Here is a 13,451-nt window from a genome sequence, read left to right as displayed (position 1 = left end):
AAAAAAACCACTGTTCATTAGAGATTGCTAGTGAACAGTGGTTTTTAAAGGTACCCCCGGCCGGATTCGAACCGGCGACCTAGAGATTAGAAGAACCTCCAAGCGTTTTCCGCAAGTTTCCTACCCCGTCAAAATCCGCATGATTCCGCGGTATCCGGGGGGAGTGGGTGCCGGGTTTTACGCTGGTTCCCATCGAATATGTGGTGCAAATTGTGGTGTAAATTCACATATCTCGGTCCACTATGATGCTGAGGCGTACGGCCCCTTCGGGCACTAGGTCGAAGGCTTGGTCTCGGGCTGTCTCGTAGTTATCGCCGATGACAGACACAGCCCCGTGCTCGCCGTCTTGCAGGTAATTCACTTTTACATCCACAAGGCGAATTCTAGTTGATCCGTGAACACCCAGCATAAGATTCGATCATGATCAATGCCGAAGAATATTTGTGCCGTGCAGCTAACGAATACGCCATAAGCGCTCAGAATTTTTACTGCTCGGCTCCGAGCGCCCCAGATGTATGGGTCGCATCCGGTACGTGGGCTGGTGTTATTGTTGCCGCGGCAGTGGGCATATATGCCCGGCGTGCCTGGCGTACAGCCCAAGTGCAACTAGAAGAGACAAAGGCTATCGCCCTAAATGAGCAACGGATCCCCGCATTGTTGAACCTGCTGGACGGCATGGATGAGCACTGTACGCTGCCTGAGCGATTATCTTCCAAAGAAGAATCAGCCCGGAACCGCCGCATGCAGCGCCTCGTTGACCGTTGGACGTTGACTTATCCCTACCTGTACGAGAGTGGAAAACTGAGAGATTTAGTTCACGAACTAACGGACTTCGTTTCCAACCTCGTCCGCATGCGAGGAGTTCTGAGCAACATGGTGGGCATTGACCAACTTGAGAAGGAATTTTTGAAGCTTATCTCCGCCCGAGACGAGGCCAATTCGTTTCTACGCGACTTGAAATTCGATCTCGCTCGGTCGTGCAGGTTAATCCAATCCGGCGAACTCAGCCCTGTTGAGGCGGACCGAAAGTTCGCAATGCACGCCGATGAATTACACCGTCGTAATGGTGACAATGTTTCCATGCTCTATTCATATAGAGACTTCGACAATTAGAACCGTTTGTCCTAGACGCAGAAAAGCCGTCCCACCCTCGATAGAGGGTGGGACGGCTTAGTAGTTACTGGGCTACGCGCTTGTCTGGCTTCTCGGCAGAGTACGTATCCGGGGACTTCGCGTAACCCAGTAGCCAACCGATCTTAGGGCTGATATAGGTTTCGAAGAGTCGCACGGCCACGTAATAGGCCGTGGTGAACAGGAGCGTGAGCAGCGCAGTGAGCTTGCCCTCGAACTGCGGATCCAGCGGGATATTCGCACCGGCGAACCAGCCCAGCACGGAGCCGACGATAATCGGCACGATGGTTCGGACAGTGGAAGCCCACAGGGCTAGGAATGCTTCGGACATGTTCTAACTTCCGTTCTGTGTGTTGAGGTAACGCTGGAGACCGTAGATGGTCCAGCCTTCCGGGTCGCCGTCCAACTTCAACGGCACACCGGCGGTGGTCTTGTTGTAGAAGCCTCGAGCCTTGAGGAAGCGCTGCAGCTCATACCAGAACCAGTAGCCGTCGCCCCCATCGACCTTGAGCTTGGTGCCCTCCGGTACACCGGCGCGGGCGTGCTGGGTTTTCTTGTAGTAGCCGTTGGACTGCAGCCACTCCATAGCGTCCTTGACACTGAGCTTTCCCCAGTCGCCGTCCCAGCGTTGGTTGTAGCGGACACCGATCTTGATCGCTTCCATGAGGATCTGGAACGCGCCGACGGTGATCTCGCCGAAGTCCTTGTCCAGGATCAGGTCTTCGTAGTCGGTGGGGAACGTGGTCGATCCGTCTGGCTTCTTGTCGTTCCACTGCTTTTTGGTCTTCGGCTTGGGCTGAGGATTCGGTTTCGGCTTGCTGGATCCGGCGGGCTTGACGCTCGGCTTCTGGCCGCGAAGAACTCGCTGCGTCTGCTCGCGCATGTCATCCATGGTGTAGCCGTTGATGTCGATCTTCCGGCCACGAGGCAGCGCGTACTCGGAGTGTCCGCACACGTAGGACGCGTCGTCCTCGTTGATTGCATCGAGCAGGCCGGCGTTCAGCAGCGGGTAGGCGTCGCGCATTTCGTCGGTCCAGTCGCTGGCGTTGGCGGCTTCGGCTTCCACACCGAAGAAGTACGTGTTTCCAGTGCGACCCTTCCAGGAGCCGTATCCGGCGTGGTTAGCTCGGCCAGCAGCGACAATGACGGCAACACCGCGGCGATCCAGGTACACGTTGCATAGAGGGCCGGGCAGCCCAGGGCGGCCATAGGTGACCACGTTCAAGGAAGGCCGGGTTTTTGAGCCTTTCGGGCCGGCGGTCCAGTGGTCCATTACGCCCTTGGGATTGAACGATGCCGAACCACGCTTGGACCAACCGGGCACGTATTCGACCTTGAGTCCACGTGCTTCGAGATGTCGAACGAGAGTATCGATGCGAGGCATTTAGTTGCCTTCTTCCTCGCCGGTCCCGGCGACTACAGTGGTGGGTGCTTCATCCGAGGCGTGGTCGATCATGCGGCCGAACCGCTTCACGTCCCAGTCCAAGGTCTGGTCATCGTCGGGGATGTCGGCAGCGCTGACTTCTTTCCCGGCCGCTGCGTCTTTGATTTCGGTCATGGCTTGTTCCTGCCTTTCGGGCATAGAAAAGCCCAGACACTGTTCGTGCCTGGGCAAAAGAAAAGCCACCGTTATGGGTGGCTATCGTTCGGGATGATTCGTCTTCTCACATCTGATCCAGCCTGTAACTACACAATGACAATTCGTCGTCTAATGTATTGCTATGAGAAAGATTCTGCAGGGCCAGTGGGTAGTAGCAACCCTTTCTGGCTTAGGTGTAACAGGCATAGGACTTTTCGCTACACGTTTGTTGGAAGCCCCATCTTGGTCATACGCTATCGCGTTGGCTCTGGGCGTTATAGCTTTCGTACTACTCGCATTTTTCATCGATCGGATCGGAGCCAAGAAAATGGGAACAGAGAAAACTAATTCGGATGAAACTCAATACGGAAGCATGGTTCGAGCAACCGACTGTGTCGGGCTCACCATTACGAATAGTTCAGTTCCGAAAGGGATGGCAATCCTGGATGCTAAGAATACCAAGGGCATCCGACTCGACAACAACGAACAGCGCGACGACCCGAAATAACTGCAGAGAAATTTTCGGTTATTGATCGGGTGCGTATTTAGATTTCAGCTTTCCAACGTCTGCAACGAGTCGTTCTTGCGCCTTGTCGGATTCCTTGGCAATAACGATGTGTTCGTCTAGCTTCTCGGTCGTTTCTGCTAGCTTGTATGCCGTTTCGTTGCCGCGGTCCTCAATGCGCTTTACCGCGTCCTTGATCGACCCGCCGTGGTTCGGCGTGACCTCGTGGTGGATGCGTTCCGTTTTCTCTTCGAGGGTGAGAATGCGCGCTGATACACCGGGTTCTGCGTGCTGCACGATTTGCCCGGAGCGATCCTTCTTCTCTGGCTTGCCGTTCCATTGATCCAGGAACGCGGCGAACTCTTTGAACCTTGACCAGATCACCTTTACTGGTTTCCAGAAGAACGCGATTAACAAGAGCATGACGGACGTATACCCGAGCCACCCGTTCGGGCCGCCGAGAAACTCAGGGATTATCGGCATGCTACCCCTCTCGCCTGGTTACTGCAGAGTTTTGTTGGGTGGGCATTGTTACCTCGCTTTATAACTTTCATGCAACGTTTAACTATTTGTGGGCAAACTATCCGAACCTTGTGATTAGCTGGGAATCTACGAGAAATACACATTGGGGGAAAAATGAACGCTCGCGAAGTACTTGATTCAATCCATGAGTACATCAAGGCCAAGGACGACTCTGACATGATGGACGACATCGCAGATGGCCAGCCAAATCCGAACCTGGAACGAATCGCTGAGAAGTTCGCCAAGGCACTCACTGCCTAAGCGCTTCACGAGAAATGTGCGGCCACCTATTTACCGGGGTGGCCGCACATTTATGTTTACAGCACCGGATAGACGGCGAAGTCGTGGATCTCCGTGGTCGTATCAGTCCCGTTGAACAGCAACCCAGCATTGTAGTTGGAGCCGTACGCATCCAACGTGGCCGACCCCAGCGAGACACCGTTCACGATCACAGTCGCCACGTGGTTGCGGATGGACAGCAACACCATGTCACCCTCCTTAGGCGCAACGCCGGTGGCGATCAACTGGGTGTTAGTGCCGCCATTACGCTTCAGCAACGTGTAGGCCGGGTTGGACCCGTCCAGGCGCAACGACAGCGAGAAGTAGGTGGTGTCGCTGCCAGCTCGCACGATGAGCGCCGTGATGCTGGTCGGGGCCCGTAGCTTGCTGATCTTCATGCCGGCATCAAAATTATGTGTGCCCGTGTCCAAGACCAAGAGTGAGTTGGTTGTTCCCGAGGTTGCGCGGACGACACCGCCGGACTTGGAAACTGCGGTATCTCCGGTGCCGACTTTCGTCCACGTCTTGCTGCCATAAGTCGTTGCGGAACCTTCCAACGTACCAGCGGCTGCGAACGTGTCCAAGACAGGTGCGCCGATGGACTTGAGCTTCATGCGGATACCCGCCATGGCTTCCTCCTAGAGGTTGTAGTAAGCGTCCTGAAGCACGCTGATGTACGACTGGGCCAGAAGCTTCTGACCGTGACCGATGAAGTGGGTGTTGTCTTCGAACATGTACCCCTGCGGCGGGGCTGGCGCAAAAGCCGTTCCAGTGACCAGGTTCGGCATGTTCTGGTGGGCTGCATCGATTTGCGCCCAGGTGCCGGGGGCTCGGACATTACGGAATTCCCAACCGGTCTGGCCGATCAGGAAAATCGTGTCGGTGGCGCCCGTGATTTGCGAGCGGAATCCGCTTATGAGCGCGGCCAGTTCAGTCTCGTACGCTGCCTGAGTGGTTTCGCCTACTGCGTCTCCTTCGCCCTGGTGCCAGATGAACATCGCAACACGCTTGGTCCCTGGGTACCCGGCAATGGCGGTGTTGGCTTTGTTGATCGCATTCCGGTACAAGCTGGTGATCCCTGATTCGCCTTCACGGGATGGAGCCCACGAATAGGCGGTGTCACCCGGAGACCAGAACCCGGAACCGGATTTGGACAGGCCGATGACCACGACGCGTACACCGGGGTTCTCCACGGCATAGTGTCGGGCGATAGTCCACCCGTGCCCGACGCTTCCTGCTACCGGTGTGGCATAAGGGTGCGTCAGCGGGTCAGTTGCCCGGGTTTCCACCCCGGCGCTAGCACCGCTTTGCGGGATGGTGTAGAGGTTCGGCAGCGGGTTATTCGTGCCTACTGGCGACGGGGTGCCGATACCTACCGAGTTTGATTGGCCCACCAAGAAAATGAAGTGGGTTTCCGTGAACCCAGAACCAGTGGATCCGCGGAAGTGCGGGTTGCTGGACATGTCATCCACTGCGAACAAGGTTCGCCCGTAAGCGTCTTGCATCTCGAAGCTATCGCCTACCGAAGGGTCAAGGTTGTCGGTATTCGGTGGAGTGGAGCCCCGCAAATATGGTTCGCGATCCGTCGATTCGATCACCACGAAATCAGCGCCCAAAGCATCGGTGAAGATCAGTTGGTTATTGGGGACAAGCTCCGTGCGGATCATGTCCTCGGTGTTCTTGTCGATCAGCGCCTTGTGATCGACAAGAATCTGCTCGATCTCCTCGAACTTCCCTAACGCTGCTGCGTCACCGGGAGCGCCTTTCAGGTTCGCTATAACTACCCAAGCCATTTATGGCCTCCATTCGTGCAAGTCTGAGGTGTTCTTAGGGTCGAATGGGTCTGGGCTATCGCCGGGCTCTTGTTCAAGCCAGAGCATCCATGGGCGGGGATTCGACGGTGGAGTTTGCGACACCCATACGACTCGTCCATTAGGGCCTGGTGTTCCACCGGGGCCGCCCATGGTGACTAGCTGGTCAAGGCGACCACCGCCACTGGGCACGCGCAGTTGAAGATCCAAGAAGCCTTCGAGTGCTGCGGCTTTGCCTTGTGGCCCGTCTGCGCCTTGGAGCCAACGAATGGAGATGTTGTACCAGGCGTCCTTGAACATGTTCACCGTTGGTTCCAGATTCACGGTGAAGTCACCGCTGCTGTCCGGTACGACTTCGCGGGTGTTGTCTGGTCGAGCGCCGCCTGAGCCGACCATGATGTTCGGTGCATTGAGAGTGAAGAGGATCACCGCTTCACGAGAAATCATGGTGTTCCCGCCAATATCGAGCAGGTTGCCGGTCACGTTAGCCACGGGGCCTCCTTGGGTATAAGAAAACCCACCGGGTTATTCGGTGGGTTGGGTTGCGAGTTTCAACTGGCCGTTGAGGATCGCTATCTTGAACTGCGCATCAGATAAAGCTTGCCGGTACTCGTGGATGATGGAGTCTTTGATCGCCTCGGACCTTCGGCTCTCGGCCAGCTCTGTTTCGAGCGTTCCGACTCGTTGCTCAATGCCGGATACTGATTCTTCGTTGTTCTTGTCCGCCATGATGTCCTTCTATGGGGTTGGTGGGGTCCAGGTGCTTCGATAGACACGTCCGTCCGTATGCACATAGAGATTCGGCTGATACGTGACGGTGGGTAGAGTCGTCGACAAGTACAGGAGAGCTGTCCTCAGCCTCGTAGTAGTGGAGACTTCGAGTTCTCCATTGATCCAGACCTTCGACGTGGTTAGGTCGATTCGTCCGCTGCTTGCCCGGACGACTGACCCTGGGTAGTTCAGTTCGGCATAGGTCCCGTTCAGGTTCAGGGACGATGTGATCGAGGAAGCCAAACCAATGCTGTCCGGCCCGGTAGTGAATACCCATCCGGCGGGCGAATCGATCAGCCTGTTAGAGCTAGGGTCGATAACGAAATCGCCGAAGGTCGCTTTGCCTGACGGTTCGATAGTTGTCTCGCCGGATTTGAACAGCCCGCCAGCAGTGATCTCGAAGTTTCCGTCCACTGTCGTGTTGCCGGTGATATCCAGCAGCCCGGTAATGGTGGTGTCTCCGTTGATGGTGAGCAGTCCATCAAGATTCGTGGGTCCGGTAACGCTCAACTGGCCGGTGATCGTGGTGTCTCCACCAATGTCAGTAATTCCATCCAGCGTTGTCGGGCCAGTGACAACCAGCTCGCCTGTGATCGACGTGTTGCCGCCAATCGTGGTCGTGCCAGTGATGTTCATCGGACCAGTAACCGACACCTGGCCAGACAAGTTCGTTTGCCCGGAAACATTCAGAACACCAGAAATCGTCGCAGTACCAGTGACGTTCAGTGCACCATTCTGAATAAGCAGCTCGGAGCCGTCGTAGAACCGCATCCGCCCTCGACCCAATGACGAAGCCGAGAGCGGATTAGCACGTTCCAGACGACGAATACGACGTTCCAGATCCTTCAGATTTCCGACCTTGGTATTAGGTGTTGCCAAACCTAGCCACCCCAATCCGTCATCGAAATACTCACTTCAGGCTGCAACGAACCACTGAACTCCACCACGGTTTGTTCATGCCACTGCGACGGAACATAAGGATCATCTTCCGCCCTCCAACGAATCTTGGAACCAAGTCGAAGCTGCCCTACATGGGGCGGACCATCCGACAGCACTTTCAACGTCGCCTGCCGAATTGTTGCATCATGGGCGAAGCGGTGAGCCGTTGTCAGCGCTTGCAAACGATCCCTGGTGTTGACGTTCTTCCCATCCACCGTGCTCTCAAAGGCGGGATAGTTCGTTTGGGAAGGCTTCGTGGAGACACGAACCAACATGTCTTCCTCAGACCCTTCGCCAATGCCGAAGACGTGGTTAGTCAGTTGTGAGCCAACCACTCTGTACTCAAGATCCGTCACCGGGCTAACGTCCGCGTCCAAATCGTACTCAAGGGTGGAGCCTGATCCGTCAATCTCCATCACCCATTCCAGGGTGTCGTTCGAAGACCATCGTGGCCGGAAATCAATATTGAACTCGCCAGCCTGAGACGCTTCGTCCAAGATCTCTTTGACCGTTTCGAAATTGTAGCCCCACACTTCCCGATTCACCGTGCCCGACGTTTCGGTAGGGAACACTATGGGTAGATCCCACAGCATGGGGCTATCCGGTTCTTCCGTCAGCGCCATTTTGACGGCGCGGATCGCCATCGTTTGGTAGCTGATGTTTTTCCAGTCGAACGAGTACGTTGCGGCTTCAGCAGTGCGGTTTCCCAAAACGTGCCGTCGATCCCAGAAGTACCAAATATCGGCATAGGGCACGGTGACGGTGCGGGAAGATCGAGTGTATTTGTGATCGGTGATCAACGCCGCGTAAATCGGTGTGTTATCCCACTGCACGACAATCCAGAATTCGAGGGGCCAGATGTTCCCGCGAGCTAGTTCAGGCTTCAGATCCAACTCTGAAACCTTGAAACTGAACGACGACTGATGCCCCGTATTCCACAACCGCTTCCACGACAGATCATCAATCGGCAAATCATGAATTTTCTGGAACGATCCACCCTCGACAAGAGTCACACGATAAGCCATGCACCCTCCTAAATGTAGGTGTCGTTCACGGTCATCTTCACTTGCCCAGAACCAGACTGCGCGATCAACTGAAGATCACTTCGAATACCAGCCTGGACAGGTCTGAAGTTTGTTGAACCGAACCCGCCCATGACGAAACTGCCATCAACATAAAGCCGTCGCGTCCTGTATTCAATGCGATGCAACTGACCAGGAAGAATGCCAATTGGCACTTCAACATCAACACCACGGAAACGGATCGTGTAAGACGGCATATCGCCAGTGACGATCATGTTCGGCCAAGCCTCAACCGTCCCACGATGAAACGCCTCGCCCGTGCCGCCCATCGCAACGTCAAACGCACGCGCCTCACCATACTTATATGGGTCAGTGGCTACCAAGGGCATCACGAAGCTGACATATCGGTCACTTCTAATATTTGCGACAATTCCTGGATTGCGTGGATCAACGCGTGCCGATTGGACCGGTCCGTGGCCTTCCACAACCATCTCGGCACCGCCCCGATACGCCAAACTAGTCACTTGATTCAAGGCTGCGTGGAGTGCTTCGTGGCTTCGCGCGATGAAGCGTCCACTGATTGTAATCAGCCTTTCGTCATAGAGGATGGGTACTCGATCACTGCCATCGCCGAATTTTCGTTTCTCTGGTTGGTCCTTCACTGGAGGGCAGTCCCACCAGCCCTCAAGCTGTAGGATCTTCCATTGACCGCCACGAGCTGGCCCTGAAAGTGGAAAGCCATCAACCGAAACCAGTTCACCCACTAAGTGTCACTCCTTCGTTTCTAAGCGCAGTGTTCAACTGATCCATAACCTGTCGAGCCACACGTCGTTCGTCAGTGGCACCATGGATCTGAATGCTGATCGGCGGGAGATCTGAACCAGCAGCAGGAGCAGGCGCAACGGTGGACTGAATGACCGAAGCCGAGGGGATGCCCACCGATACGCCTCCGATCTCGCCGCCTGTAGCGTGGCCGGAAATGGAACCAGCATTCAGCGCTGCACGGAACTGATAGACGCTGTCGTGTCCACCCATGAGCTGGACTTCTTTGGCAGTGAGCATATGCTCGCCGTTGGAAGCCATGATCGGCACATCATCCGAAGTTCCGGACCCGGGGCCGAAGATCGCACCGCCGGTGGCCTTCAGCTGGCCACCGGATCCACCGCGGCCGTTGGAAACATGCGACTCCGAGTAGATGGAGTTCTCATGCGTGGTGATCCACACGTGAGCGGTCTTCCCGTCCACCTCGTCTACAGCCGCCTTGGTCTTTTCAGCCTCCAAACGTGCCGCTTCTGACATCCACGATTCGACTTTGACATCCTCGGGGATGCCCATCACCTCGCGAGCCATCTTGTCAGCGGCGTCACCAGTGATCCCGAACTGGCCAGCCGCGGTAATGAGCGAGTCGTAAGTCGACTGCAAGGACCCTTGAAGCTCCTTCTCGGAAGCGTCGCCCTCGGCGAGCGCCCGGAAGTAGTCTTCGCCGGATTGTGCGAGGCCTTCGAATGCTGCCTGGTTGGCTCGTCCCTTTTCTGTGGTGACATCGAGGGTTTTGCCGTTCTTCGTGATCGAGTCTCCGACCTCGTCTATGGCGGCTTGGTAGTCGCGGTAGGCGGCATTCTGGTCTCGCGTGATTATTCCGGCTTGGAAGAGGACGTCGAGGAACTTCTTGACGTCGTCTACGGTTCCTTCTGCGGTGAGGCCTACTTCTTCGAGTGCTGTTGTGGCTACGTCTGCACCTTGAGCGGCGTCGAGTGCAGCGGGTTTGGTGCCTGTGAGAGCCCAGTTCAGCAGGTCCTGCTTCTCGACGGTTACACCTGCTGCATCAGCCTGGCCCTGCAGTCCATCAATAAACTCCGGGAACTGGCCTGCGACTTCCTCCAAGGTCTGGCCGTAGTCGGCGCCCTGTTGGGCTGCAACCTGGAATCCCTTGAACGCCTCGGCTTCTGCGCCAGAATCGAGCAGCTGTTTCAGCGCGGTGTCGTATTCACCGACAGCCTTAGAAGCAAGCTTCGCGTCCGAATCGAGGATGCCACCGAGCGAAGCCACCCAGTCCAGCGCCTTGAGGCCGCCGGGCTGGTTCAGAGTCTCAATGGCCTGACCGATACCAACAATGCCGGCACCGCCGTTACCGCTGGCCGAAGACAGTTCGTTGAGGCGCTTGGTTAGTGCCTCCACCGAAGGTGCACCATTGGTGAGCTTCTCGATGTAGTCAGCGGAGTCGCCCAGATCGTCCAAGCCAGTGCCGGCGATCTGCGCTGCGAGTTCGAAGGTGCCCAATGCAATGGCGGCAATGCCAGCTGCCTTGCCAACCTTGCCGAGAACGCCTGGAACCTTGCTACCCGAGGCACGCAGATCCTTGAACGCGTCTACCGTTTCCTTGGCCTTCGGGATGATCGTGATCAACGCGCCACCGGCGAGCGCTCCGCCTCCGACGATGCCGGTGAGGATGCCGCCGATGGAGAGGACTGGTTCTGGGATGGTGCCGATGGTGTCTACGAAGCTTTCGGCGGTTTGGACTAGTCCGCGTAGTACGTCGTTGGCTGCGGAGCCGGATTCGAGGAAGACGGTGTCGAAGGATCCGCCGAGTTTTTCGAGGTCGCCTGCGAGGTTGTCTTGCATGGCGGCTGCAGTTTCTGCGGCGTATCCTGCGTCGTTGACGGCTTCTTCCCATTTCTGGATGCCCTCGGCGCCTTCTTCGTAGAGGACGTTGGCGGAGCGTACTGCGTCGGATCCGAAGAGCGTTTTCAGGGTGGCATTGCGTTGTTCGTCGGACATGTCCTTGAGGGCGTTTTGGAGGATGCCTGCGTATTCGGACATGCCTACGAATTGGCCGTTGGCGTCGTAGGCGCTGATGCCGAGTTCGTCCATGAGCTGTGCGGCTTGCTTGGAGTTCGGTGTCAGTGCTTGGAGCATGGTTTTGAAGCTGGTGCCTGAGTCGGAGCCGGTGAGGCCGGCTGCGGCGAAGGCGGTGAGCGCTCCGGTGGTTTCCTCGATGGTGAGGCCTACGGAGTTGGCGACGAGGCCGGATTGGTTCAGGGCCATGCCGAGGTCTTCGACGCCGCCCTGGGCTTTTCCGGCACCTGCTGCGAGCAGGTCGGCGATGTGGGGGACTTCTTCGCCGGAGAGCTTGAACTGGGTCATCGCCGAGGCGGCGATTTCGGCGGCCTTGGCCACTTCGATGTTGTCGGTTGCGGCCAAGGACAGTGCGCCGGTCAGCCCGCCGTTGATGATGGCCTGGGTGTCTACGCCTGCCTTGGCGAGTTCCTTGATGCCTCCGGCTGCTTCGGATGCGCTGAAGGCGGTATCTGCGCCGGCACCCACGGCTGCTTCGCGGAGCAGATCCATGTTGCCGGCGGTCTCATGCGTGGCTGCCTGGACCTCGGACATTGACTTGTCGAAGTCCGCGTAGGTGGTGAGCATCTTGCCGAAGGCGAGGGTGAGCGCGCCACCGGCGATCGTGACTGCAGGCGCGAGGGTCTGGTAGGCCTCGGCCTGCTTGGCCACGGCCGCTTCGGTGGCGGCAGCTGCATCCTGCGCTTCCACATTGGCCAGGTACACGGCATCGGAGAACGCATCGACCCCGTGTGCTGCGGCCTGGGATGAAGAAACGATCTTCCCGTTGGCGTTCACCAGCTGGCCATTGGCGTTGTAGAGCAGGCCTGCGGCCTTGGCTGCCTTCTGGTCAGCGTCGGCAACGAGCTTGATCTTTTTCGCCGCTTCTTCGGAGAAGCGCGAGTTCTCCTGTACCGCCTTGTTGGCGTTCTGGGTGGACTGCGTCAGTTCCTCGGTGGACTTCTTCGCGTCCTTGAACCCGTTGATGAAGTTCGACACCACGGCTTCAAGCCTGGCGACTACTCTGCGTTCGGCCATGTGCCCTCCTTCGGGTTATCCCGGCAGGTCGCGGATTGGCTTATCCGCTGGCCTGTCGTAGCTGGTGTAGACCCGTTCGCCGGGGTCGGGCTTGTATGGCTCTTTGCCGATTCCCTGGGTGGAGCGCTCACGGGCTGCGCAGGACTGGCAGACCTTCTTGTGCGCCGTGTACCAGCCGTCGTTGTCCGGGTGGTGGGCCAGCTCGGTGGGCTGGCCACAGGAGCACAGACCGTCCTCGTAGATGGTGAGGACAAGGGACAGGAGGTAGTCCTTGTCCGTCCAGTCGCCGCGCTGGCTGGATAACCAGTGCATGGGCGGCTTCTGGACGGCTCGGGCTGTGCGCAGGACGTTGACTACTGGCCGGAGTCTTGGCTGGTACCAGAGGCATCGGGCAAAAAATCTGCGTCCGGGGCTGGTGCTTCGGACTGCACCTGCTGACGCTTGGCCAGGAGCTTGGAGAGCTGGGCCGCTCCGAGCTTCGCTTCCAGGGTGGCGACCAGCGGGATCGTCATCTTAATGTCGCGCTTCTCCAAGGTAGGGGATTCCAACGCGACGATGGATTCGGCCAGCAGCGCCCGGTTCAACGCGACCCGCTGGGCCAGCTGATCCTCGCGGGACGCGTCGTCAGCGAGCGGGTGCTGGTCGACCAGTTCCTTGATCTTGGACTGGGGGAGTGCCCGCAGGTAGAAAGTGACCTCGGACCGGGCGAAGGCCTTCATGAGCTCTTCGCGTTCCTTTGTGAGCTTGGCCAGCAGTGGGGAAGCACTGGTCTTCTCGCCAGCCTGAGCATCGCTCTCCACCCGGATCTGCCGGGCCAGATGGTTGATCTTCGCGACCAGGTCGCCGCGCTTGAACACGGTCTCCGAATCCTCGGGCAGGCGTGCATCATCGATCCACGCTTCAAAGTCGAATTCAGCAGGATTTAGTTCAGTCATGGTGGGCTCCACTTCAGGTGTCGGGCTCCGAATAGGCATGGGGAAGCCCGGTGACGCAGGAGCCCATCCACGTCACCGGGCTAG

Annotated in this window: 17 protein-coding genes; 3 read left to right on the top strand and 14 right to left on the bottom strand. The window is 57.4% G+C overall.

The genetic code is table 11. The features are described from left to right. Positions 1–420 precede the first annotated feature (420 nt). The gene (locus tag ACRDT3_RS01025) at positions 421–1,113 is read left to right on the top strand and encodes a hypothetical protein (protein WP_431491183.1); all 693 of its coding nucleotides are present in this window, start codon (positions 421–423) and stop codon (positions 1,111–1,113) included. Between the two features lie 64 nt (positions 1,114–1,177). On the opposite strand, the gene ACRDT3_RS01020 is transcribed toward ACRDT3_RS01025, so the two are convergent. Genes ACRDT3_RS01020 through ACRDT3_RS01010 form a run of 3 tightly spaced genes read right to left on the bottom strand, consistent with a single transcriptional unit; the run spans position 1,178 to position 2,689 of the window. Further along, the gene (locus tag ACRDT3_RS01020; RefSeq protein ID WP_431491182.1) at positions 1,178–1,462 is read right to left on the bottom strand and encodes a hypothetical protein; all 285 of its coding nucleotides are present in this window, start codon (positions 1,460–1,462) and stop codon (positions 1,178–1,180) included. Between the two features lie 3 nt (positions 1,463–1,465). After that, positions 1,466–2,515 (bottom strand): peptidoglycan recognition protein family protein, encoded by a 1,050-nt coding sequence (locus ACRDT3_RS01015; protein ID WP_431491181.1) that lies wholly within the window; start codon positions 2,513–2,515, stop codon positions 1,466–1,468. Beyond that, entirely contained in the window at positions 2,516–2,689 is a 174-nt protein-coding gene (locus ACRDT3_RS01010) for a hypothetical protein (RefSeq protein WP_431491180.1), read from the bottom strand. It lies immediately after the preceding gene. A 163-nt stretch (positions 2,690–2,852) separates the two neighbouring features. On the opposite strand from ACRDT3_RS01010, the gene ACRDT3_RS01005 reads away from it, so the two are divergent. Further along, positions 2,853–3,218, top strand: a complete 366-nt coding sequence (locus ACRDT3_RS01005; protein ID WP_431491179.1) for a hypothetical protein — start codon at positions 2,853–2,855, stop codon at positions 3,216–3,218. Positions 3,219–3,236: 18 nt separating this feature from the next. Here the strand turns inward: ACRDT3_RS01005 and ACRDT3_RS01000 are convergent, their stop codons facing one another. Continuing rightward, positions 3,237–3,698, bottom strand: a complete 462-nt coding sequence (locus tag ACRDT3_RS01000; protein ID WP_431491178.1) for a hypothetical protein — start codon at positions 3,696–3,698, stop codon at positions 3,237–3,239. 153 nt (positions 3,699–3,851) lie between these two features. Here ACRDT3_RS01000 and ACRDT3_RS00995 point away from each other — a divergent pair, with 153 nt between their 5' ends. Continuing rightward, positions 3,852–3,998: a hypothetical protein gene (locus tag ACRDT3_RS00995; RefSeq protein ID WP_431491177.1), complete on the top strand. Its 147-nt coding sequence runs from the start codon at positions 3,852–3,854 to the stop codon at positions 3,996–3,998. A gap of 56 nt (positions 3,999–4,054) precedes the next feature. On the opposite strand, the gene ACRDT3_RS00990 is transcribed toward ACRDT3_RS00995, so the two are convergent. The 10 genes from ACRDT3_RS00990 to ACRDT3_RS00945 are packed head-to-tail and all read right to left on the bottom strand — an operon-like array spanning position 4,055 to position 13,367. Beyond that, on the bottom strand, positions 4,055–4,645 hold the full coding sequence (locus ACRDT3_RS00990) for a hypothetical protein (protein ID WP_431491176.1): 591 nt from the start codon (positions 4,643–4,645) through the stop codon (positions 4,055–4,057). Between the two features lie 9 nt (positions 4,646–4,654). Beyond that, entirely contained in the window at positions 4,655–5,809 is a 1,155-nt protein-coding gene (locus ACRDT3_RS00985; protein ID WP_431491175.1) for a sialate O-acetylesterase, read from the bottom strand. Further along, positions 5,810–6,319, bottom strand: coding sequence for a hypothetical protein (locus ACRDT3_RS00980; RefSeq protein ID WP_431491174.1), 510 nt, complete (start codon positions 6,317–6,319; stop codon positions 5,810–5,812). A gap of 33 nt (positions 6,320–6,352) precedes the next feature. Next, entirely contained in the window at positions 6,353–6,556 is a 204-nt protein-coding gene (locus ACRDT3_RS00975) for a hypothetical protein (protein WP_431491173.1), read from the bottom strand. Positions 6,557–6,565: 9 nt separating this feature from the next. Continuing rightward, entirely contained in the window at positions 6,566–7,477 is a 912-nt protein-coding gene (locus tag ACRDT3_RS00970) for a hypothetical protein (RefSeq protein ID WP_431491172.1), read from the bottom strand. Between the two features lie 2 nt (positions 7,478–7,479). Further along, a complete protein-coding gene (locus ACRDT3_RS00965; RefSeq protein WP_431491171.1) occupies positions 7,480–8,562 on the bottom strand; it encodes a hypothetical protein in 1,083 nt (360 codons plus the stop codon). An 8-nt stretch (positions 8,563–8,570) separates the two neighbouring features. Further along, positions 8,571–9,323 carry a hypothetical protein gene (locus ACRDT3_RS00960; RefSeq protein WP_431491170.1) on the bottom strand — a complete coding sequence of 251 codons (753 nt, stop codon included), beginning with the start codon at positions 9,321–9,323 and terminating at the stop codon, positions 8,571–8,573. Further along, complete coding sequence (locus tag ACRDT3_RS00955) at positions 9,316–12,432, bottom strand: phage tail tape measure protein (RefSeq protein WP_431491169.1); 3,117 nt, start codon at positions 12,430–12,432, stop codon at positions 9,316–9,318. Before ACRDT3_RS00955 ends, ACRDT3_RS00960 begins: the two co-directional genes overlap by 8 nt. A 15-nt stretch (positions 12,433–12,447) precedes the next feature. Next, positions 12,448–12,744, bottom strand: a complete 297-nt coding sequence (locus ACRDT3_RS00950) for a hypothetical protein (protein ID WP_431491168.1) — start codon at positions 12,742–12,744, stop codon at positions 12,448–12,450. A gap of 41 nt (positions 12,745–12,785) precedes the next feature. Continuing rightward, positions 12,786–13,367 (bottom strand): hypothetical protein, encoded by a 582-nt coding sequence (locus ACRDT3_RS00945; RefSeq protein WP_431491167.1) that lies wholly within the window; start codon positions 13,365–13,367, stop codon positions 12,786–12,788. Between the last annotated feature and the right edge of the window lie 84 nt (positions 13,368–13,451).

Source organism: Glutamicibacter sp., from assembly GCF_050701915.1.
GTDB lineage: Bacteria > Actinomycetota > Actinomycetes > Actinomycetales > Micrococcaceae > Glutamicibacter.
This window is presented reverse-complemented; position numbering and strand designations above follow the sequence as displayed.

Coding starts and splice junctions, on each gene's coding strand:
- ACRDT3_RS01000 (WP_431491178.1), bottom strand. CDS start 3,698: ATGCCGATAATCCCTGAGTTTCTCGGCGGCCCGAACGGGTGGCTCGGG.
- ACRDT3_RS01020 (WP_431491182.1), bottom strand. CDS start 1,462: ATGTCCGAAGCATTCCTAGCCCTGTGGGCTTCCACTGTCCGAACCATC.
- ACRDT3_RS00975 (WP_431491173.1), bottom strand. CDS start 6,556: ATGGCGGACAAGAACAACGAAGAATCAGTATCCGGCATTGAGCAACGA.
- ACRDT3_RS01005 (WP_431491179.1), top strand. CDS start 2,853: ATGAGAAAGATTCTGCAGGGCCAGTGGGTAGTAGCAACCCTTTCTGGC.
- ACRDT3_RS00990 (WP_431491176.1), bottom strand. CDS start 4,645: ATGGCGGGTATCCGCATGAAGCTCAAGTCCATCGGCGCACCTGTCTTG.
- ACRDT3_RS01025 (WP_431491183.1), top strand. CDS start 421: ATGATCAATGCCGAAGAATATTTGTGCCGTGCAGCTAACGAATACGCC.
- ACRDT3_RS00995 (WP_431491177.1), top strand. CDS start 3,852: ATGAACGCTCGCGAAGTACTTGATTCAATCCATGAGTACATCAAGGCC.
- ACRDT3_RS00955 (WP_431491169.1), bottom strand. CDS start 12,432: ATGGCCGAACGCAGAGTAGTCGCCAGGCTTGAAGCCGTGGTGTCGAAC.
- ACRDT3_RS00985 (WP_431491175.1), bottom strand. CDS start 5,809: ATGGCTTGGGTAGTTATAGCGAACCTGAAAGGCGCTCCCGGTGACGCA.
- ACRDT3_RS01015 (WP_431491181.1), bottom strand. CDS start 2,515: ATGCCTCGCATCGATACTCTCGTTCGACATCTCGAAGCACGTGGACTC.
- ACRDT3_RS01010 (WP_431491180.1), bottom strand. CDS start 2,689: ATGACCGAAATCAAAGACGCAGCGGCCGGGAAAGAAGTCAGCGCTGCC.
- ACRDT3_RS00965 (WP_431491171.1), bottom strand. CDS start 8,562: ATGGCTTATCGTGTGACTCTTGTCGAGGGTGGATCGTTCCAGAAAATT.
- ACRDT3_RS00945 (WP_431491167.1), bottom strand. CDS start 13,367: ATGACTGAACTAAATCCTGCTGAATTCGACTTTGAAGCGTGGATCGAT.
- ACRDT3_RS00950 (WP_431491168.1), bottom strand. CDS start 12,744: ATGCACTGGTTATCCAGCCAGCGCGGCGACTGGACGGACAAGGACTAC.